The organism is Variovorax sp. 05L425 (assembly GCF_056397705.1).
In genome coordinates this window covers 31,892-52,742 of the sequence record NZ_JBFTNY010000013.1, presented here as the reverse complement: position 1 = coordinate 52,742, position 20,851 = coordinate 31,892, and the positions used below count along the sequence as shown (strand labels likewise).

Here is a 20,851-nt window from a genome sequence, read left to right as displayed (position 1 = left end):
ACTTTCCATGGCAGAGGCATACATCGTGGCCACCGCGCGCACAGCGGGTGGCCGTCGCGGCGGCAAGCTCGCGGGCTGGCATCCCGTCGACCTGGCGGCACAGGTCATCGACGCATTGGTAGCGCGGAGCGGGGTCGACCCGGCAGCCGTGGAGGACGTGATCCTCGGCTGCGTCAGCCAGGTCGGCGAACAGGCCACCAATGTCGCGCGCAATGCGGTGCTCGCGTCGACGCTTCCCGAATCAGTGCCGGGCACTTCCGTCGACCGCCAGTGCGGTTCCTCGCAGCAAGCGCTGCATTTCGCGGCGCAGGCCGTGATGTCCGGCAGCATGGACGCGGTGATCGCGGCCGGCGTCGAGAGCATGACGCGCGTGCCGATGTTCACGCCCAACGCGCTGCCGGCAAAGGCGGGTCTCGGCACCTACATGAGCCCCGCGATGAAGCGGCGCTACCCTGGCGTGGAGTTCAGCCAGTTCACCGGCGCCGAGGCGATCGCGAAGAACTACGGCATCTCGAAGGACGATCTCGACCGCTATGCCTTCGAAAGCCACCAGCGCGCCATAGCGGCGACCCGCGAAGGCGCGTTCAACGACGAGATCGTGTCGGTCGAAATCCGCCTCGCCGATGGTTCGGCCAGCGGCGAGATGCACACCGTCGACGAAGGCATCCGCTTCGATGTCACGCTCGAAGGCATCGCCGGCGTCAAGCTCATCGCCGAAGGCGGGCGCTGCACCGCCGCCACGGCGAGCCAGATCTGCGACGGCGCGAGCGGCGTGCTCGTGGTCAATGAGCGTGGCCTGAAGGCCCTGGGCGTGAAGCCGCTCGCACGCATCCACCACCTGAGCGTGATCGGGCACGATCCGGTCATCATGCTGGAGGCGCCGATCCCTGCCACCGAGAGAGCGCTGGCCAAGGCCGGCATGAAGATCGACGACATCGATCTCTTCGAGGTCAACGAGGCCTTCGCGCCAGTGCCGCTGGCCTGGCTGCAGAAGCTGGGTGCCGATCCGGCGCGGCTCAACGTGAACGGCGGCGCCATCGCGCTGGGCCATCCGCTGGGCGCATCGGGCACCAAGCTCATGACCACGCTGGTGAATGCGCTCGGGCAGCGTGGCAAGCGCTACGGCTTGCAGACCATGTGCGAAGGCGGCGGCATGGCCAACGTCACCATCGTCGAACGGCTGTGACATGAGCTTCGTCCTTAACGAAGTCGACGAGGGCGTCGCAACGCTCACGCTGAACCTGCCGGCCAAGCTGAATCCGATCGCGATCGAACTGCAACGCGAGCTTCGCGATTCGCTCGCACGAGTTCGCCATGACAACAGCGTGCGCGCCGTGGTGCTCACGGGCGCGGGCAAGGCCTTCTGCGTGGGCGCGGACCTGGGCGCGATGAGGTCGCCCGCCGAAGGCCAGACGCTCGGCGACCAGACGGCCGAATGGATGCAGTCGATGAGCAATCCGCTGATCGAGGAACTGCGCTCGCTGCCCGTGCCGGTGGTCTGCGCCGTCAACGGCCCGGCGGCCGGCGCCGGCGTGGGGCTGGCGCTGGCATGCGACATCGTCGTGGCGGCGCGCAGCGCGTACTTCTATCTGCCTTTCCTGCCCAAGCTGGGCATCGTGCCGGACCTGGGCTGCACGTGGTTCATCCCACGGCGCGTCGGGCCTGCGCGCGCAATGGGCATGGCCTTGCTCGACGAGAAACTGGGCGCCGAGACCGCCGCGCAATGGGGCCTGATCTGGGCCAGCATCGACGACAACCTGCTGCTGCTCGAAGCTCAGAAGATCGCGCAGCGACTCGCGCAGTTGCCCACGCATGCCGTGATTGAAGCGCGCAAGGCTTTTGAGTTGTCGGAGCGCCAGACGTTGCCGGATCAGCTCCACTACGAGAGCGAGCGACAACGCGAGTTGATCGAACAGCCGAGCTTCGCCGAAGGCGTGATGGCTTTCCTGCAGAAGCGCGCACCTATGTTTCCGAAGCGGTGACGGCGATGATCGAACGCACGCTCTTCACGCCCGATCACGAGGCCTTCCGCGACAGTTTCCGCCGCTTCATGGACAAGGAGATCGCGCCCTTCCACGAAGCCTGGGAAGAACAGGGCTACGTCGACCGACAGGTCTGGAACAAGGCCGGCGACAACGGCTTTCTCTGCATGTCGTTGCCCGAGGAATACGGCGGCTCCGGCGCCGACCTGCTGTATTCGGTGATCCAGTTCGAGGAACTCTGGGCGCGCGGCTACACGGGCATCGGCTACGGCCTGCACAGCGAGATCGTCGCGCCTTATATCCTGCGCTACGGCACGGACGCGCAGAAGCAACACTACCTGCCCAAGCTCGCCAGCGGCGAGATGATCGGCGCGATCGCGATGAGCGAACCGGCCGCCGGCAGCGACCTGCAGGCCGTGCGCACGACCGCGATGAAGCAGCCGGACGGCAGCTACGTGATGAACGGCAGCAAGACCTTCATCACGAACGGCTGGCACGCAGACGTGGTGATCGTGGTGGCAAAGACCGATCCGGCCGGCGGCGCCAAGGGCACCAGCCTCTTCCTGGTGGAGCGCGGCACGCCCGGCTTCGAGAAAGGCAAGCGACTGAAGAAGCTTGGGCTGAAGGCTCAGGACACATCAGAGCTTTTCTTCAACGACGTGCGCCTGCCGCCCGATGCGCTGCTCGGTGGTGCCGCACAGGAGAACCGCGGCTTCGTCTGTCTCATGGAGCAGTTGCCGTGGGAACGGCTGCAGATTGCCATCAGCGCGGTGGCAGCGTCGCAGTCGGTGATCGATCAGACGGTGGCCTACGTGAAGGACCGCAAGGTCTTCGGCCAGCCCGTGGGCGCGTACCAGAACACGCGCTACACGCTGGCTGAACTGCAGACCGAGGTGCAGGTCGCGCAGGTCTTCGTCGACAAATGCATCGAGTTGCTGATGCAGGAAAAGCTCGACACCGCAACCGCCAGCATGGCCAAGTACTGGACCAGCGACCTGCAATGCAAGGTCATGGACGAGTGCGTGCAACTGCACGGTGGCTACGGCTTCATGTGGGAGTACCCGGTCACGCGGGCCTACGCGGATGCGCGCGTGCAGCGCATTTACGGCGGCACGAATGAGATCATGAAAGAAGTGATCACGCGATCGATGGGGCTGCCGGGGCGCTGACCGGCCACTGGCGCCCAGAAGTGGCCTGCGGGACAATGCCGCATGCCCACCCTCAATGCCTTCTACGCCCAGTCGGGCGGCGTCACGTCGGTGATCAACGCCTCGGCCTGCGGCGTGATCGAGACAGCACGCCGGCATCCCGACCGCATCGGCAATGTGTACGCCGGCCGCAACGGCATCATCGGCGCGCTGGCCGAGGATCTGATCGACACGAGCCGCGAGTCGGCCGAGGCGATCGCGTCCTTGCGATCGACGCCGTCCGGTGCGTTCGGTTCGTGCCGCTACAAGCTCAAGTCGCTGGAGAAGAACCGGCGCGAGTACGAGCGTCTCATCGAGGTCTTCAAGGCGCACGATATCGGCTATTTCTTCTACAACGGCGGCGGCGATTCGGCGGACACCTGCTTCAAGGTGAGCCAGTTGTCACAGTCGATGGGCTATCCGTTGCAGGCGATCCACGTGCCGAAGACCATCGACAACGACCTGCCGATCACCGACTGCTGTCCCGGCTTCGGCTCCGTCGCGAAGTACGTGGCCGTGTCGACGCTCGAAGCCTCGATGGACGTGCGCTCGATGGCGGCCACCTCCACGAAGGTCTTCGTGATCGAGGTCATGGGTCGCCATGCGGGATGGATCGCCGCGGCCGGCGGACTGGCGGGCGACCATGGCATTCCGGTGGTGATCCTCTTCCCCGAGATTCCATTCGACCAGCTGGCTTTCCTGGCACGCGTCGACGCACTGGTGAAGTACCACGGCTACTGCACGGTTGTCGTCTCCGAAGGCTGCCACCATCCGGACGGCACCTTCCTCGCCGAGCAGGGCACGAAGGACGCCTTCGGCCATGCGCAACTCGGCGGTGCGGCACCGGTGGTGGCACAGATGGTCAAGGAAGCGCTGGGTCACAAGTTCCATTGGGCCGTGGCGGACTACCTGCAGCGCTCGGCGCGACACATCGCTTCGGCCACCGACGTGAAGCAGGCCTATGAACTCGGGCAGCGTGCGGTCGAACTTGCGCTCGAAGGAAAGAACTCGGTCATGCCCACGATCGAACGCCTATCCGACGAGCCCTATGCCTACCGCATCGGCACGGCCCCGCTCGATGCGGTTGCCAACGCCGAGAAGTTCATGCCGCGCGACTTCATCTCGGATGACGGCTACGGCATCACCGAGAAATGCCGCCGGTATCTGCTGCCGCTGATCCAGGGCGAGGACTATCCGGCTTACCGCGACGGCCTGCCAGCCTATGTGACGCTGGGGAACCACGCGGTCGCCAGGAAGCTGCCGGCCTTCGAGATCGCGTGATGGTTGAAGCGGTGCGAGTCGATCCATCCCGCTGCCCGCTGTGCGGCGAGGCCAATCGCTGCGCGATGGAAGTCGAGCGCGAAACAGGCCTGAAGCAGCCGCGGTGCTGGTGCATGGCGACGGACGTCGACTTCAGCCCTGAGCTTCTCGCCCGGGTGCCGACGGAGAAGCGGCAACTCGCTTGCATCTGCGCGCGTTGCGCCGCGCTGGCCCTCGCTCAGGACTGAGGCATCGGAGCCGGCATCGGTTCAGTGACAGGCTCAGTGGCGAGCTCAGGCGGAAGCGCCTCCGCCGGCAGGCCGCCGCGCTCGCGCTGCTCGGTGATCACCTGGTGAATGAACTGCAGCTTGCCGACCGCCGCGCGCGGCAGGACGAAAGGGTAGTAGTCGGGTTGCCCCATGCTGCGAGACAACTCATTGAGCACGTTCGTGAGCCGAACCCAGCCGTTGAGGAAATCCAGGAATTTGCCGGCCTCCGGGTGATCCGGCTGCCAGAGATCCGCGGATTCGAACAGGTCGCTGGCAAGCTCGACGTTCCGCGCGTCCACGCCGAAGCTCATCGCCGTATCGGCCGTGTCGGCCATGTGGAGGTAGTGCGCCCAGGTTTCGGCCCAGTCTTCCCAGGGATGGGAGCTGGCGTAGCTGGTCACGAAACGGATGGCCCAGTCCGGCGGCGGCCCGTTGTCGTAGTGGTTGCGAAGCGCTTCGGCGTAGTCCGCCCGCTCGTCGCCGAAGAGTGCTCGGAAGCCGTCGATCCACGACGCGAGCGCGACCAGCAAGTCCCAGTAGTAGTGGCCGATCTCATGGCGGAAATGGCCAAGCAATGTGCGGTAAGGCTCTCGCATCTCGGCACGGATGCGCTCGCGAACGGCGTCCTCGGCCTCCTCGGCGTTGAGCGTGATGATCCCCATCTCGTGGCCGGTCAGCACGTGCGGGCCGCCGGGCGTGTTGCTGAGGAAGTCGAACGCGAGGCCGTGCGCGGGATCGCTCAGGCGCGTGACCACCGGCAGCCCCAGCGCAAGCAGTTGCGAGATCAGCCTGCGCTTTGCCAGTTCGAGGCTGCGCCACAAATCGCCGTTGCCTTCGACGGAAAGGTCAGGAATGGTCCGCGTGACGCTGCACGACAGGCAGAACCCCTGTGCGAGGCCGTCGACGTTGAAAGCCGGGTCGTCGCCTTCGCGTGGCGCCGGCACCATCCAGTTGCATGCGGCCGCCGTCAACAGGTTGGCGCAATGGCGGTATGCCTTGCCATGGGTGTCGCCGAACACGGTGAAGGTGTCCGGTTCGGCGCCGTCGTGCGTGGCCGGCGCCAGCGGTACCACGCCGAGCTTTTCGATCACGTAGCCCAGCGGCGTGTGACAGGCCAGGCACTGGCTGTTGCGCAGGAACACCGGCCGACCGCATTGGCACTGGTAGGCACGGCTGAGCGTGGGGGCCTGGAGATCCAGTGCCTGGGCAGGGGCGGCGTCCTGTGCGTCCACTGGCGCGGCATCCTGGACATCCTGGATGCCGCCCTGGGTCTCGTCTTGGGATTGCATATCTCATTGTGGCCGCGACGTCGTCACCGTTCCGGCACCCAAACGCCGATATCCTTGTAGGACGGCCCGAATCGGCTCCGCTCCATGAATCAACCTCTCCCACAAACCCTGAGCAGCCGCTACGGCAAGCGATATCGTTGGCTGTTGCTGATGTCCGTGATGGTCGGTGTCATGGCATCGATCATGTCGTCCACGATCGTGAACGTGGCCATTCCCGGCATGAGCCACCACTTCCTGCTCGGACAAGAACGCGCGCAGTGGGTCAGTTCCGGCTTCATGGTCGCGATGACGGTCTCGATGCTGACCACGCCGTGGCTCCTCTCCCGCTACGGCTACCGCCGCACTTACGTCGGCACGATGGTGCTGCTGCTGGCAGGTGGGATGACGGGCGGTCTGGCGGCCAACTTCTCCCTCGTCCTGATTGCGCGAGTGGCGGAAGGGCTGGCGGCAGGCGTCGTGCAGCCGATCCCGGCCATCATCATCCTGCGGGCCTTCGAACCTCACGAGCAAGGTCGCGCGAGCGGCATTTTCGGCATGGGCGTCGTGCTCGCGCCGGCCATCGGGCCGAGCATCGGCGGCGTGCTGGTGGACCTGTTCGGATGGCGGTCGATCTTCTTCATGGTGGTGCCGTTCTGCATCGCCTCGATCTGGCTGGCCTTCAAGTTCGTGCCGACCACCGCACCGGGCGGCGTGGCCGCCGAGCGCGGCAGCGGACTCGACTGGCGCGGACTGGTGCTCGGCACCGTCGGCACGCTGTGCCTCCTGAACGGACTGGTCGAACTCCGCGGCGACGCGCCGCTGCAGGCAACCGCGCTGCTGGCGGCGGCAGGCATCTCCTTCGGCGCCTTCCTGGCATGGCAGGCCCGATTCGCGGCGGCCGGCGGGGCACCGCTGATGAATCTGTCGCTTTTCAAGTACCGGCAGTTCGCCATGGGAAGCATCGTGGCTTTCATCTACGGCACCGCGCTGTTCGGATCGACGTACCTGCTGCCCGTCTACATGCAGGTCGGATTGCAACTCTCGGCCTCGCACGTCGGCACCATCCTGTTGCCGGCCGGCATCGTGCTCGCACTGACCATCGCCGGCGTCGGCAGGCTGGCCGACCGGCATCCGACCTATCTGCTGGTCAGCATCGGCCTGGCGCTGCTGGCCGCGTCCTTCGCGCTGATGATGGTGCTGCATCTCGACAGCGGAATTTGGCTGCTCGTCGCCTTCGCCATCGTCGGCCGACTCGGACTGGGATTCATCCTCCCGTCGCTCAATCTCGGATCGATGCGGCCGCTCGCCAAGCCGCTGATCCCGCAGGGTGCGAGCGCGATCAATTTCCTGCGCATGCTCGGCGGCGCCGCCGGCGTCAGCCTCTGCGCCGTCATTCTCGAATGGCGCCTGGCAGCCCACGGCGATTCGCTCAACAACCCCGTCAGCAGCGCCGCTCGCCTCGAGGCCTTCAACGAAGTCTTCGCCATGCTGGCCGGCCTCTGCGCCCTGGCCATCTGCGCCGCCCTCCAACTGCGTGAAAAAGCCCCGAAGAACCTGAGCGAACAACCCGCCCGATAAGCGAAATCGCGCGGCCGCGCAGCGCGCAGCCTTCGGGAACCGCCGTGGAGAGCGACACGAAGTGCGCGAGCCTGGGGGTAAGCTTGCAAGATGTGCCAGCTCCTGGGAATGAACTGCAACACGCCGACCGACGTGACCTTCAGCTTCACGGGCTTCGCGCAGCGCGGCGGGCGCACCGACCACCATGCGGACGGCTGGGGTATCGCCTTTTTCGAGGATCGGGGACTGCGGCACTTCGTCGACCATCAGCCGGCTTGCGAATCGCCGGTGGCCGAATTGATCCGGCGCTATCCCATCAAGAGCCGCAATGTCATCGCCCACATCCGCAAGGCCACGCAGGGCGCGGTGAACCTGCAGAACTGCCACCCCTTCGTGCGGGAGCTCTGGGGCCGCTATTGGGTTTTCGCCCACAACGGCGACCTGAAGGATTTCAGACCGCGCCTGCACGGCAGCTTCCATCCCGTCGGCAGCACCGACAGCGAGCACGCCTTCTGCTGGATCATGCAAGAGCTCGCCAAGTCCCATGCCGACGTTCCGAGCATTGACGAACTCACGCTCACACTTCGCGAACTCGCGCCGCGACTCGCGACCCATGGGACCTTCAATTTCATGCTGTCGAACGGGCAGGCGCTGTGGGCGCACGCGTCGACGCATCTCTGGTATGTCGAGCGCAAGCATCCTTTCCTCACGGCCGAATTGTCCGATGAGGATCTCAGCATTGATTTCGCGCAGCACACCACCCCGAACGATCGCGTCGCGGTCGTCGTGACGGCCCCGCTGACGACCAACGAAACCTGGACGGCCTTCGCGCCGCAGGAGTTGGCGGTGTTCGTGGACGGACGCCGCAAGGGCTGACGCCTGCGCACCGGGACGGTGCAGCCGAGGCTCTGTTTGACCTGAAAACAACGACGCCGGCTCTTTTCATGCGCATGAGAACCTTCGTTGCCAAGCCAACGGAGATAATAACCATTCTCATTTACGCATCCCAAGAGCCCAATGCCTTCAGTCCGGTTTCCGCTCCGTCCCGTCGCCCTTGCCACCACCCTAGCGCTCCAGACACTGATCGCGACGGCGCAAACAGCACCCGCATCGCCAGCCGAATCGGGCGGAAACTTGGCCACCGTGACGGTCGAAGCCAGCGCAGACGCCTCGGCAGCCGGCCTGACCAAGCCTTTCGCGGGCGGGCAGGTCGCCCGCGGCGGGCGTTTCGGCATCCTGGGCACGCTCGACAACATGGATTCGCCCTTCAGCGCGACGAGCTACACCAACGAACTCATCCAGAACCAGCAAGCCCGCAGCGTGGGCGACGTGCTTCTGAACGACCCGTCCGTCCGCGTCGCACGCGGTTTCGGCAACTTCCAGGAAACGTATTTCATCCGCGGCTTCCTCCTGGGCTCCGACAGCATCGCGTACAACGGGATCTACAGCCTGCTGCCGCGCCAATACATCTCGTCCGAACTCTTCGAGCGCGTGGAAGTGCTGCGCGGCCCCAGCGCATTCCTGAACGGCGCGGCACCTGGCGGCGATGGCATCGGCGGCTCAGTCAACCTGTCACCCAAGCGCGCCGGCAACGAGCCTCTCACGCAAATCACGCTGGGCGGTGCCACTGGCTCCGAACTCTATGGTGCAGCCGACATCGCGCGCCGCTTCGGACCGGACGACAGTGTGGGGATCCGCGTCAACGCGGCCCATCGCGAAGGCGGCACGGGTGTCGACTACGAAGGCGTGAACCTCGACGTGGCATCCGTCGGTCTCGACTGGCGCAGTCGCAATGCGCGCCTTTCCGCGGACATCGGCTATCAGGACCACCGCCTGAACCAGACGCGCACGAACGTCACGCTGGCAAGCGGCGTCACCCGCGTGCCGTCGCCGCCGGATGCCACCACCAATTGGGCGCAGCCGTGGACCTATTCGAACGAACGCGACACCTTCGGCACCCTGCGGGGCGAGTATGACTTCAGCGACAACGTCACCGGCTGGTTCGCCGCCGGCGCGCGCAACGGCAGCGAAGCGAATTCGCTCGCCAACCTCACGGTGGACAACGCTTTCACGGGCGCGGGCACCACATACCGCTTCGACAACACGGCGGAGGAAGACGTGAAGGCGGCCCAGGTCGGCATTCGCGGCACCGTCAGGACGGGCCCGGTCAAGCACACGCTGGTCGCGTCCTATGACTACTTCAATTCCGAGCGCAAGAACGCCTATCGCTTCGACTTCCTCAACACCCAGGCGACGAACCTCTACGACCCCGTCTATTCACCGCTGCCTGCGTTCGGGCCCTTCGCGCTTGGTGGCAACAACCTGGCCTCCCCGGCGCTCACGCAGGAAAAGCGCCTGACGAGCTACGTCCTCGGCGACACCATGTCCTTCTTGGACGACACACTGCTGTTCACGCTGGGAGCGCGTCGCCAGACCCTCAACATCGACAACTTCGCCTATGACACGGGCGCGCCCGCAGGCGGCAACGACGAGAGCCATACCAGCCCTGCCGCAGGCGTCGTCTTCAAGTTCAGCAAGGAACTGTCCGCGTACGCGAACTACGTCGAAAACCTCTCGCCGGGCGAAACGGCGCCGGCGCAAGTCGGCGGACTTCCGGTGGTCAACGTGGGCCAGACGCTGGATCCCTACGTCGCCAAGCAGCAGGAAATCGGCGTCAAGTACGAAGCCGGAGGGCTCGGCGCCACCGCTGCGCTGTTCTCGATCGAGAAGCCGCGCGCCTTGCGCAATGCGGCAGGGCTGTTCGTGGCCGAGGGCCAGGATCGCCACCAAGGTCTCGAACTCACGGTCTTCGGCGAGCCGATCAAGGGCTTCCGGGTCCTGGGCGGAGTGACCTTCCTAGACGCCGTGCAGCGAGACACCGGCAACCCCGCGACGAACGGCAACAAGGTCATCGGCGTGCCGGACCAGCAGGGCACCATCGGGCTGGAATGGGACGTGCCGGGCGTGCCGGGTCTCACGCTCGACGGCCGTGTCATCGCAACTGGCGCCAGCTACGCGGACGACCTGAACACCCTGCGCGTGCCTGGCTGGGGACGCCTGGACATCGGCGCGCGCTACGTCACCGACGTGGCCGGCAAGCTGGTGACGGTGCGTGCGCGCGTGAACAACGTGGCCAATCGCGACTACTGGGCCTCGGTCGGTGGCTATCCGGGCGCGGGCTACCTGGTACTCGGCAACCCACGCACCTTCAGCCTGACCGCTTCCGTCGAGTTCTGATCAGGGAGGGAGCACAGCCATGCGCGCAATCTGGACGGTGGTCCATCGCTGGCTGGGTCTCGCGGTCGCGCTGTTCCTGATCGTCGCCGGCCTCACCGGCGCGGTCACCTCCTGGGATCATGAGCTCGACGAGTGGCTCAACAGCGATCTCTACCTGACCGACAGCCAGGGTCCGTTCCGCGATCCGATGGCACTCGCTGCCGCGGTGGAAGCCTCGGACCCGCGCGCCAAGGTGACCTACATCTCGCTCGGCTTCGAGAAAGGCCACACCGCGGGCTACTTCGTCGAGCCGCGCATCGACCCCGCCACGGGCCAGCCTTACGTCCTCGGCTACGACAAGGTCCACGTCGATCCGGTGACGGGCGAGATCAAGGGTCGGCGCGACACGCACGCTGTCTCGTTGTCGCGCGAGAACCTGATGCCCTTCCTCCGCACCGTGCACTACAGCCTGCATATACCAGCGATGTGGGGCACGGACCGCATCGGCTACTGGATCATGGGCACCGTCGCTCTGGTGTGGTTGCTCGACAGCTTCGTAGCGCTATACCTCACCATGCCGCGCCGCCTGCGCGTTCCGGCCGGCTCCCGCGCACCGCACCATCGAGACGCCGCGACGTGGTGGGCGCGATGGAAGCCCTCGTGGTTGATGCGCTGGCGTGCCGGTGGCTACAAGCTCAACTTCGACCTGCACCGCGCCGGCGGCCTGTGGGTCTGGCTGGCGATCATCGCGATCGCCTTCACGTCGTTTTCCCTCAACCTCTATCGCGAGGTCTTCTATCCCGTGCTCTCGCTGGTCTCCAAGACCACGCCCGGCCCGTACGAGACACGCGCGATGGTGCCGCTCGGGCAGGAAGTGACGCCGAAGCTCGGCTTCGCCGAGGTGGTGCGCATCGCCGATGCGGAGGCACGGGCACGCGGGTGGACGACACCGCTCGGCGGCATCTACTACGAGAAGCGCAGCGGCTTCTACAACGTCTCGTTCTTCCAGGCCGACAACGACCACGCCGAAGGCGGTATGGGGCTGAGCAATCTCTACATCGACGCGCAGGACGGACGCGTGCTGAGCCAGAACCGACCATGGGAAGGAACCGCGGCCGACGTGTTCGTGCAGCTGCAGTTCCCCTTGCATTCAGGACGCATCCTCGGCCTGCCGGGGCGCATCCTGATGTCGTTCATGGGTGTGATGGTGGCGATGCTGTCGGTCACCGGCATCGTCATCTGGGCAAGAAAACGCCGCGCCCGCCTGCTCCAGGCGCAGCTCGGCCACGGCAAAGGGCGAAAGCCGGGCAAGGCAGGCAAGCCCGCCGGCGCCGTCAAGCCGCCTTCTTCAGCTCCGCTTCGAGCGCGTCGATGAACATGGCCGGCACGTCGAAGCCGGTCTGTTCGGTGATCTCCTGGAAGCACGTGGGGCTGGTCACGTTGATCTCGGTCAGCGAGCCGCCGATCACGTCCAGACCGATCAACAGCAGCCCTCGGGCGCTCAGCACCGGGCCGATGGCTTCGGCGATCCGGCGATCCTGATCCGTCAGCGGCTGCGCCACGCCCTTGCCACCGGCGGCCAGATTGCCGCGCACCTCGGTCCCCTGCGGAATGCGCGCGAGGCTGTAGGGCACTGCCTGCCCGCCGATCACCAGCACGCGCTTGTCGCCTTGCGAGATTTCGGGCACGAAGCGCTGCACCATGATCGTTTCGGCACCCTCCTTGTTGAGCGTCTCGACGATCGATCCGAGGTTCAGCCCGTCGACCTTGACGCGGAAGATGCCCATGCCGCCCATGCCGTCGAGCGGCTTCAGGATGATGTCCTGGTGCTCGGCGTGAAAGGCGCGCACCGCGGCGGCGTCGCGGGTCACCAGCGTGGGCGTGGTGAATTCCGAGAACTCCATGATCGCGAGCTTTTCCGGGTGATCGCGCAATGAACGCGGCTTGTTGACCACGCGCGCGCCCTCGCGCTCGGCCTGTTCGAGCAGGTGCGTCGCGTAGATGTACTCGGCGTCGAAGGGCGGGTCCTTGCGCATCAACACGACGTCGAAGTCGCGCAGCGGTCGCTCTTCGACGGACTCTTCGCGGAACCAGTCGTCCGGCGAGCCGGTCAGCGTGATCGCACGGATCCTGGCCGTGACCGGTCGGCCGCGTTGCCAACTCATGTCGCGGGGTTCGCAAACCGAGATGGTGTGGCCACGCCGTTGCGCCTCCCGCATCATCGAGAAGGTCGTGTCCTTGTAGATCTTGAAGTGCGCGAGCGGGTCGGCGACGAAGAGGATGTGCATTTCAGAAGGTCTTTCCGGCGTTGTCGGACTTGATCTTGCGGGCAGTGGGGATGTCCTTGCCGACGAAGGGTCTGCGCCCGAGTTGCTGGATGCCCAGCGCGACGGCGCCGGCCGCCACACCCCAGAAGGCGGAGCCGATGCCAAGGAGCGTGACGCCCGAGAGCGTGACGAGGAAGGTGATCAACGCGGCCTCGCGGTGCGATTCGTCCTGCACCGCGGTGGCAAGTCCGCCGCCGATGGTGCCCAGGAGCGCCAGCCCGGCGATCGCGGCGACGAGTTCTTTCGGAAATGCAGTCAGCAGGCCGGTGACGGCCGCGCCGAACAGCCCGATCACCACATAGATCGCGCCGCAACTCACTGCCGCGGTGTAGCGGCGCGCCGGGTCTTCATGCGCCTCGCGGCCCATGCAGATCGCAGCGGTGATGGCGCTGAGATTGAGCGCGAACGCACCGAAAGGCGCCAGCACCAGCGTCGTCAGCCCGCTGATCGTGATGAGCTTGGACACCGGCAATTCATAGCGCGCCGCCCGAATCGCTGCAACGCCGGGAAGATTCTGCGACGCCATCGTCACCACGAACAGCGGCAGCGCCAGGCTGACCACGGCGTGCCAGTTGAAGACCGGCATCGTGAAGACCGGCATCGCCAAGCTGAAATGCACCGCGCCCCAGGCGAGCTCGCCGTGCGCGGCGACGAAAGCGATCGCCACGAGCAGCGTGAGCGGAACCGCGTAGCGCGGCAGCATCCGCTTGCCGATCAGATAAGTGCCAAGCATCAGGAGCACCAGCGGCAATGCGGTCTGGGCAGCCAGGAAGGCTTGCAAGCCAAAGCGGGCCAGCACCCCGGCCAGCAGCGCAGAAGCGAGCGCCATCGGGATCTTGTTCATCACCCGCTCGAACCAGCCAGTCGCGCCGGCAAGCGTCATCAACACCGCACAAACGATGAACGCGCCCACCGCTTCGTTCATGGAATAGCCCGCGCCAGCCACCGCCAGCACCGCAGCACCCGGCGTACTCCAGGCAATCATCACCGGCTTCCGCCACCACAGCGAAGGCAGCGCCGAGGCCAGCCCCATGCCGAGGCCCAACGCCCACATCCAGGAGGAAATCATCTCGGGCGTCGCCCCGAATGCCTGTGCAGCCTGGAACACGATCGCCACCGAACTCGTGAAACCCACAAGCACCGCAACAAACCCCGCGGTAAAGGCCGAAAGACTCAGGTCCTTGAAAAATCGCATGTCCAGATTGTGCCGGCCCGTCGCAATCATTCGGGAAACACCGCGGAACCGGCTTTGCCGGGCCGCTGGTGTTGCCCCCGGCAGGGGGTGGGCGGCTACACGAAGTGAGCCAACCTGGGGGCGAGCTAGATCAGAGCTAGATCTCGATCTTCGATCCGAGTTCGACCACGGCGTTGTTCGGCAGGCCCAGGAAGTCCGCCGCTCCGCTCGCGCTGTGGTGCATTTGCGCAAACAGCTTTTCACGCCACGGGGCCATGCCGCTGCCCAGCGTGGGGATCACCACGTCGCGCGACAGGAAGTAGCTGGTCGCCATCGGTTCGATCTGGCAGCCGCGCAGGCGGGCATGTTCCAGCGCGCGTGGCAGGTCCACGTCGTTCTTGAATCCGTAGTGGACGACGACCTGCCAGCAGTGATGCCCCAGTGGCTCCATCTCGATGCGCTTGTCCATGGGAACCCAGGGCACCTCGTGGTTGCGCACCGTGACGAAGAGGTTCTGGTCGTGCATCACCTTGTTGTGTTTGAGGTTGTGCAGAAGCGCATTCGGCACCACGCCCGGCTCAGCGGTCAGGAACACCGCCGTGCCGTCGACACGCGCCGGCGGGCTGACGAACACCGAATCCAGGAAGCTGCGCAGGTCGATGGCCTCGGCCAACTGCATTTCGCCCATGAGGCGCCGGCCTTCCTTCCAGGTCAGCATCAGCATGAAGATCGAGCCGCCGATCAGGAGCGGGAACCAGCCACCCTCGAACAGCTTGAGCAGGTTCGATGCGAAGAAAAGGAAGTCGACCACGAAGAAAGCGCCCGTCGCGCCAATGCAAAGGATCAGCGGGTACTTCCACGCATAACGAATCACGAAGAAGGTCAGCACCGTCGTGATCAGCATGTCGGTCGTCACGGCGATACCGTATGCAGCCGCCAGGTTGCTCGACGAGCGGAACATCAGCACCGCCAGCACGATCGCGACGAACAAGCCCCAGTTGACGAAGGGCATGTAGATCTGGCCGGTGGTGCGCACGCTGGTGTGCTCGATGTTCAGGCGCGGCAGGTAGCCGAGCTGGATCACCTGCCGTGTGACGCTGAAGGCGCCGGTGATGAGGGCCTGGGACGCGATCACCGTGGCGGCGGTGGCGAGAAACACCAGCGGCAGCAGCGCCCATTCAGGGGCCATCATGAAGAACGGGTTCTTCACGGCCTCCGCGTTCTCGAGCAGCAGCGCGCCCTGGCCGAAGTAGTTGAGCGTGAGCGCGGGCATCACCACCGAGAACCAGGCGACGCGGATCGGTCGCTTGCCGAAGTGGCCGAGATCGGCGTAGAGCGCCTCGGCGCCGGTCACGCACAGCACCGTCGCACCCAGGATGATGAAGCTGGTGAGCGGGTTGCCCCACATGAAGCGCAGCGCATAGAACGGGCTCAGCGCCTTCAGGATTTCGGGATGGGTCACGATCTGCGACACGCCGAGCAGCGCGATCGCCCCGAACCACAACAGTGTGATCGGTCCAAAAAACCGCCCGATGCCCGCGGTGCCGCGCTTCTGCACGGCGAACAGGCAGAACAGCACGACCAGCGTGATCGGAATGACGTAGTGCCGGAACTCCGGCGAGATGACCTCCAGGCCCTCGACCGCCGACAGCACCGAGATGGCCGGCGTAATGACGCCGTCGCCGTAGAAAAGCGAGGTGCCGAAAATGCCGACCACCAGCAGCACATGCCGCAACCGGGGTTTGTCGACCACCGCCTGCGACGCCAGGGCGAGCATCGCGACCAGCCCGCCCTCGCCCTCGTTGTCCGCGCGGAGCACGAGGACGACGTACTTGAGCGAGACGATCACCGTCAGGGTCCAGAAGAACATCGACAGGATGCCGTAGACGTTCTCGATCGTGAAGGGGACGTGGCCGTGGCCGAACACCTCCTTGACCGCATAGAGAACGCTCGTGCCGATATCGCCATAGACGACGCCGATCGCCGCGAGGATCAACGCGAGGGAGGAGGATTTAGGGGCGGACACGAAGTCGATGCAAAGGGCGGCGTTCCGGGTGATGCACCCGGGTGCGTCGGCCGCCCTACCTGGCCGCCGCATCGCCTCCGCCCTCGTTTTTGCGTTGCTATGGGGTCGCTATTTTGCCGCCGCCGCGAGGGCCCGCAAGATGTAGTCCGAAATCATTCATAGATTTCGGCGTCGGGGTTGGTAGCCTCGAGTTCGTAGCTGGCCGCCACCATGGCCAGGCGCCCGATCACGCCGTACATGTAGAAGCGGTTGGGCGCGCTCGCTCCGGGTTTCGCGCCCGGCTGCGGTAAGTGCGCACTCTCTGAAAACGCCAGCGGCACGAAGCTCGCACCCGGCAGCTTGAGCGTCTCGTCGGGGCTGCGTTCCGCGTGCACCCGATAGAAGCCGCCGACCACGTAGCGGTCCATCATGTAGACCACGGGCTCGGCGACACCGTCATGCACGCGCTCATTGGTGAGCACGCCTTCCTGAACGATCACCTCGCTCGGCTCCTGCCCGTCCTTGGACGCGCCGGCCTTGCTGCGCGACTTGCGGGCAAGCGCCTCGATTTCCTTGGCATCGCGCACCGTCACGACCCCCATGCCGTCCTGTCCGTTGTCGGACTTGACGATCACGAAGGGCTTCTCGTTGATGCCGTATTCCTTGTACTTCCGGCGAATCTTGGTCAGCAGGGCATCCGCGTGGCTGGTCAGCACGTCGACTCCTTGGCCTGTGGCGAGACTGATCTCGCCGGCCTTGGCAAACATCGGATTGATCAGCCAGGGGTCGATGCCCAGCAGCTTGCCGAAGCGCTTGGACACCTCTTCGTAGCTGTGGAAGTGATTGCTCTTGCGGCGCACCGACCAGCCGGCGTGCAGCGGCGGCAGCAAGTATTGCTCGTGCAGGTCCTCGAGGATGCCCGGCGTGCCGGCCGCGAGGTCGTTGTTGAGCAGGATCGTGCAGGGATCGAAGTGCTTGAGCCCGAGGCGCCGCTTGCTGCGGACCACAGGCTCCAGGCACACCGTCTCGCCGTTAGGCAGTTCGATCTTCTTTGGCGACTTGATCGCCGGATCGATCGATCCGACCCGGACGTTGAGTCCCGCCATGTGGAAGATGCGCACCAGTTGCGCCACGTTCGCCAGGTAGAAGGTGTTGCGCGAATGGTTCTCGGGAATCACGAGCAGGTTGCGCGCCTCGGGACAGATCTTCTCGATCGCGGCCTGCGCTGCCTGCACGGCCAGCGGCAGCATCTCCTGCGTCAGGTTGTTCCAGCCGCCAGGATAGAGATTGGTGTCGACCGGCGCCAGCTTGAAGCCCGCGTTCCGGATGTCGACCGAGCTGTAGAACGGCGGCGTGTGCTCCATCCACTCGAGCCGGAACCAGCGCTCGATGGCCGGCGTGGAATCGAGAATGCGCTGCTCGAGTTCGTTGATCGGGCCGTTCAGAGCGGTGACGAGGTGGGGGACCATGCGGCGGCCTTCTTGGATTTGTATCGGGGCAAAAGGGAATTGTAGATTTTGGGGCTGCCGCCCCAATGACAAGTCACAAGAAGAGGCCGGGCGGTCAGGTCCTGACTTCGCCTTGGCCGAGTACGACGTATTTCAAGGAAGTCAGGCCTTCGATGCCAACCGGGCCCCGCGCATGAAACTTGTCGGTGCTGATGCCGATTTCGGCGCCCAGACCGAACTCGAAACCATCGGCGAACCGGGTGCTCGCGTTGACCATCACGCTGGCCGAGTCAACTTCGCGCAAGAAGCGCTGCGCGTTCATGTGGTCGCGCGTGACGATTGCATCGGTGTGGTGGCTCGAGTACCGGTTGACATGCGCAATCGCTTCGTCCACACCCTCGACGACCTTGATGCTGATGACCGCCGCGAGGTACTCCTCCGACCAATCCGACTCCACGGCGTCCACCACGGCCTTGCCGGGCGCGTTCAGGCCTTCGCGCAGGATTCGCGCGGCGGCAGGATCGCAACGCATTTCCACGCCCTTGGCCGCGAAGATCGCGCCGATCTCCGGCAGGAAAGTCTCGGCGATCGACGCGGCCACCAGCAGGCCCTCGGCGGCATTGCAGGGGCTGTACTTCTGCGTCTTGGCGTTGTCGACGATCTTCAAGGCCATGTCGAGTTCGGCTGTGTCGTCCACGTACACGTGGCAATTGCCGTCCAGATGCTTGATCACCGGCACCTTGGCATCGCGGCTGATGCGCTCGATCAGTCCCTTGCCGCCGCGCGGGATGATGACGTCGACGAATTCGGGCATCGCAATCAGCTGGCCCACAGCCTCGCGGTCGGTGGTCTGTACGAGCTGGACGGCGGCGGCCGGCAGGCCCGCCTCAGCGAGCGATTCGGCGACGAGCAAGGCCAGCGCCTTGTTCGATTCGATGGCCTCCGAACCGCCGCGCAGGATCGCCGCGTTGCCGCTCTTGATCGCCAGGCTTGCGGCCTCGATGGTCACGTTCGGCCGGCTCTCGTAGATCATGCCGAACACGCCGATGGGCACGCGCATCTGGCCGACACGGATGCCGCTGGGCTGCTGCTTCATCCCGATGACTTCGCCGATCACGTCGGGCATGGCCGCCAGTTGCTCGCAACCCAGGGCGACGGTCTCGATGACCTTCGGCGTCAGCTTGAGGCGATCCACCATCGGCGCCGAGAGGCCGGCGCCTTCAGCGCGGGAAAGATCCTTGGCATTGGCCTCGGCCAGCACGTCGCCGGCGGCGCGCAAACGGCGCGCCAAGGCCCTGAGAGCCTTGTTCTTGGTGGCGGCATCCGCGCGCGCCATCAGGGTCGAGGCCTCCTTGGCCTGCGAACCCAGAGCCCGCACATAGTCGGGGACATTCAACATATTCATTCCCGGATTGTGCCGCGCCCCCAAAGGGCAATCGTCACGAAGGGGCGAGTTCGCACCATTTTTGTGCGCCGCCGAGCATCTGTCACCGCGAAGCCGCAGCAGGACTTGCGCACGCCCGACAAAGCATCAGCGCCAGTCGCTGTAGCGCCTGCCATCCGTCGGCCGGCCAGTCTGGCTGCTTCAAGCCCTTGACGATGCCATCGACCACATGCGCCGCGCGCAGCATGCGCGCCAGCGCGCGGTCGTCCAGCCGTGGCAAGACACGCTCGAAGGCGCGCTCGCGCGGTCCCCATATCCGGTTTTCGCGCAGCGCCATGGGCAGCGGCCGGCCGGCGGACATGGCATCTTTGACACGCTTCAGCGCACGGATGTCCTCGGCCAGCGTGTAGTGAACCAGCACCTCGGCTTCGCCCTCGGCCTGCAAGCCGTCGAGCATCCGAGCCACGCGCTGCGGATTGCCCGCCAGCACGGCCTCGGACAACTTGAAGACGTCGTAGCGCGCGACGTTGTTCACTGCGCCCTCGACCTGCTCCCAGCTCAGTTCGCCTTCCGGGTACAGCAGCGCAAGTTTCTGAATCTCCTGATGTGCAGCAAGCAGATTGCCCTCCACGCGATCGGCAAAGAATTGCAGCGTACGCTGGCCCTCTTCGCCGCTCTTCACGCGCTGGCCCTGCTGCGCGAGGCGTTGCGCGATCCACGGCGGCAACGCGGCGCGCTCGATGGTCTCGATCTGCAGGCTGACGCCATTGTTCTCCAACGCCGAGAACCATGCGCCCGTCCGCGTCGCCTTGTCCAGGCGCGGCAGCATCACCAGCGTGAGCGTGCTCTCATTGCCCTGTGCCGCGTCCGCGATCTGCTGGAGCGCCACGCTGCCGTCCTTGCCCGGCTTGCCGGACGGAATGCGGATCTCCACGATCTGCCGATCGGCGAAAAGACTCAGCGAACCACCGGCAGCGAGCACCGCACTCCAGTCGAAATGCGCACCTGCCACCGTGTAAGCACTGCGTTCGGTGTACCCCTGCGCCCGCGCCGCCACGCGAATCGCATCCGCTGCTTCCTGCGCGAGAAGCGCCTCATCCCCATGAATGACGTAAAGCGGCGCGACCCGCTTCGCGAGATGCCCCGAAAGCTGCGCCGCCGTCAGTTGCATACCGATCCAGGCCTGGGGGAGAGCATCATCACGCCACTGGCTTTGCGGCAGCGAGGCGTCGAAGAATCTGCTGGGCGATATCGGTCTGCATGTCGCGGAACAGCAGTTCGGTTTCGGCTTCCTTCGCCAGCGCAACGGTTTCGTTGTAGGTGATGTCGCGCGTCTGCGCGATCTCGGCCGGAGCCAGCAATTCCTTGCCGCCCTGCCCGCGCAACCGGAAACGCACCGTCAGGCGCAATTGCATTTCGCGCACCTGGCCTGCCGCGTTGGTGGAGATCACGATGTTTTCGCGGTTCTCGGCCAGGATCTCAAGCACGGCCTCGGCCTTGTTCACCTGATCCGCCGGCAGCACCTCGACGGTACCCGCCGAACGCAGATTGCGACGCACGTAGTTCGCAAAGGCAGTGTTGCCCGGCACGGCGATGGTCTTGAATGAGAAGTTCGGCGCCTTGCGCAACTCGAAGCCGCAGCCCGCCAGCACGAGCGAAGCCGAAACGGCGGCGAGAAACCCGCGGCGCGGCAGCGCACGGCGTGTGTATTGGGTAACCTTCGTGCTTCGCACTGCGGTGCGAACGCCTTCGGGCGGCCGAGCGGCGTTCATGC

The 20,851-nt window shown here is 65.4% G+C and carries 17 protein-coding genes; 9 read left to right on the top strand and 8 right to left on the bottom strand.

Features of this window, described 5'->3' with window-relative positions; genetic code table 11:
• Positions 1–7 precede the first annotated feature (7 nt).
• From AC1DN9_RS16030 to AC1DN9_RS16010, 5 genes are read left to right on the top strand one after another with little or no spacing between them, the layout of a single operon-like run.
• The gene (locus AC1DN9_RS16030) at positions 8–1,186 is read left to right on the top strand and encodes an acetyl-CoA C-acetyltransferase (RefSeq protein ID WP_478101830.1); all 1,179 of its coding nucleotides are present in this window, start codon (positions 8–10) and stop codon (positions 1,184–1,186) included.
• 1 nt (position 1,187) lies between these two features.
• A complete protein-coding gene (locus AC1DN9_RS16025) occupies positions 1,188–1,982 on the top strand; it encodes an enoyl-CoA hydratase-related protein (protein ID WP_478101828.1) in 795 nt (264 codons plus the stop codon).
• A gap of 5 nt (positions 1,983–1,987) precedes the next feature.
• Entirely contained in the window at positions 1,988–3,151 is a 1,164-nt protein-coding gene (locus tag AC1DN9_RS16020; RefSeq protein ID WP_478101826.1) for an acyl-CoA dehydrogenase family protein, read from the top strand.
• Positions 3,152–3,193: 42 nt separating this feature from the next.
• On the top strand, positions 3,194–4,450 hold the full coding sequence (locus AC1DN9_RS16015; protein ID WP_478101824.1) for a 6-phosphofructokinase: 1,257 nt from the start codon (positions 3,194–3,196) through the stop codon (positions 4,448–4,450).
• Entirely contained in the window at positions 4,450–4,677 is a 228-nt protein-coding gene (locus tag AC1DN9_RS16010; RefSeq protein ID WP_478102050.1) for a cysteine-rich CWC family protein, read from the top strand. The genes AC1DN9_RS16015 and AC1DN9_RS16010 overlap by 1 nt, the downstream gene beginning before the upstream one ends.
• Here the strand turns inward: AC1DN9_RS16010 and AC1DN9_RS16005 are convergent.
• Complete coding sequence (locus AC1DN9_RS16005) at positions 4,668–5,987, bottom strand: zinc-binding metallopeptidase family protein (RefSeq protein WP_478101822.1); 1,320 nt, start codon at positions 5,985–5,987, stop codon at positions 4,668–4,670. The genes AC1DN9_RS16010 and AC1DN9_RS16005 overlap by 10 nt on opposite strands.
• 84 nt (positions 5,988–6,071) lie before the next feature.
• Between AC1DN9_RS16005 and AC1DN9_RS16000 the strand changes: the two genes are divergently transcribed.
• From AC1DN9_RS16000 to AC1DN9_RS15985, 4 genes are all read left to right on the top strand, one after another.
• Positions 6,072–7,544, top strand: coding sequence for a DHA2 family efflux MFS transporter permease subunit (locus tag AC1DN9_RS16000; RefSeq protein ID WP_478101820.1), 1,473 nt, complete (start codon positions 6,072–6,074; stop codon positions 7,542–7,544).
• 90 nt (positions 7,545–7,634) lie between these two features.
• Positions 7,635–8,399 (top strand): class II glutamine amidotransferase, encoded by a 765-nt coding sequence (locus AC1DN9_RS15995; RefSeq protein WP_478101818.1) that lies wholly within the window; start codon positions 7,635–7,637, stop codon positions 8,397–8,399.
• A gap of 141 nt (positions 8,400–8,540) precedes the next feature.
• Complete coding sequence (locus tag AC1DN9_RS15990; protein ID WP_478101816.1) at positions 8,541–10,760, top strand: TonB-dependent receptor; 2,220 nt, start codon at positions 8,541–8,543, stop codon at positions 10,758–10,760.
• Positions 10,761–10,779: 19 nt separating this feature from the next.
• Positions 10,780–12,114 carry a PepSY-associated TM helix domain-containing protein gene (locus AC1DN9_RS15985; protein WP_478101814.1) on the top strand — a complete coding sequence of 445 codons (1,335 nt, stop codon included), beginning with the start codon at positions 10,780–10,782 and terminating at the stop codon, positions 12,112–12,114.
• Here the strand turns inward: AC1DN9_RS15985 and gshB are convergent.
• From gshB to AC1DN9_RS15950, 7 genes are all read right to left on the bottom strand, one after another.
• Entirely contained in the window at positions 12,074–13,027 is a 954-nt protein-coding gene (gene gshB, locus AC1DN9_RS15980; RefSeq protein WP_478101812.1) for a glutathione synthase, read from the bottom strand. The genes AC1DN9_RS15985 and gshB overlap by 41 nt on opposite strands.
• Before the next feature lies 1 nt (position 13,028).
• Entirely contained in the window at positions 13,029–14,345 is a 1,317-nt protein-coding gene (locus AC1DN9_RS15975; protein WP_478102048.1) for a benzoate/H(+) symporter BenE family transporter, read from the bottom strand.
• Positions 14,346–14,397: 52 nt separating this feature from the next.
• On the bottom strand, positions 14,398–16,266 hold the full coding sequence (locus AC1DN9_RS15970) for a potassium transporter Kup (RefSeq protein WP_478101810.1): 1,869 nt from the start codon (positions 16,264–16,266) through the stop codon (positions 14,398–14,400).
• Between the two features lie 152 nt (positions 16,267–16,418).
• A complete protein-coding gene (gshA, locus tag AC1DN9_RS15965) occupies positions 16,419–17,714 on the bottom strand; it encodes a glutamate--cysteine ligase (protein ID WP_478101808.1) in 1,296 nt (431 codons plus the stop codon).
• 94 nt (positions 17,715–17,808) lie between these two features.
• On the bottom strand, positions 17,809–19,098 hold the full coding sequence (locus AC1DN9_RS15960) for a glutamate-5-semialdehyde dehydrogenase (RefSeq protein WP_478101807.1): 1,290 nt from the start codon (positions 19,096–19,098) through the stop codon (positions 17,809–17,811).
• Positions 19,099–19,180: 82 nt separating this feature from the next.
• Positions 19,181–20,248, bottom strand: coding sequence for a DNA polymerase III subunit delta (holA, locus tag AC1DN9_RS15955; RefSeq protein WP_478101805.1), 1,068 nt, complete (start codon positions 20,246–20,248; stop codon positions 19,181–19,183).
• A 28-nt stretch (positions 20,249–20,276) separates the two neighbouring features.
• Positions 20,277–20,849 (bottom strand): LPS-assembly lipoprotein LptE, encoded by a 573-nt coding sequence (locus AC1DN9_RS15950; protein WP_478101803.1) that lies wholly within the window; start codon positions 20,847–20,849, stop codon positions 20,277–20,279.
• Positions 20,850–20,851 lie beyond the last annotated feature (2 nt).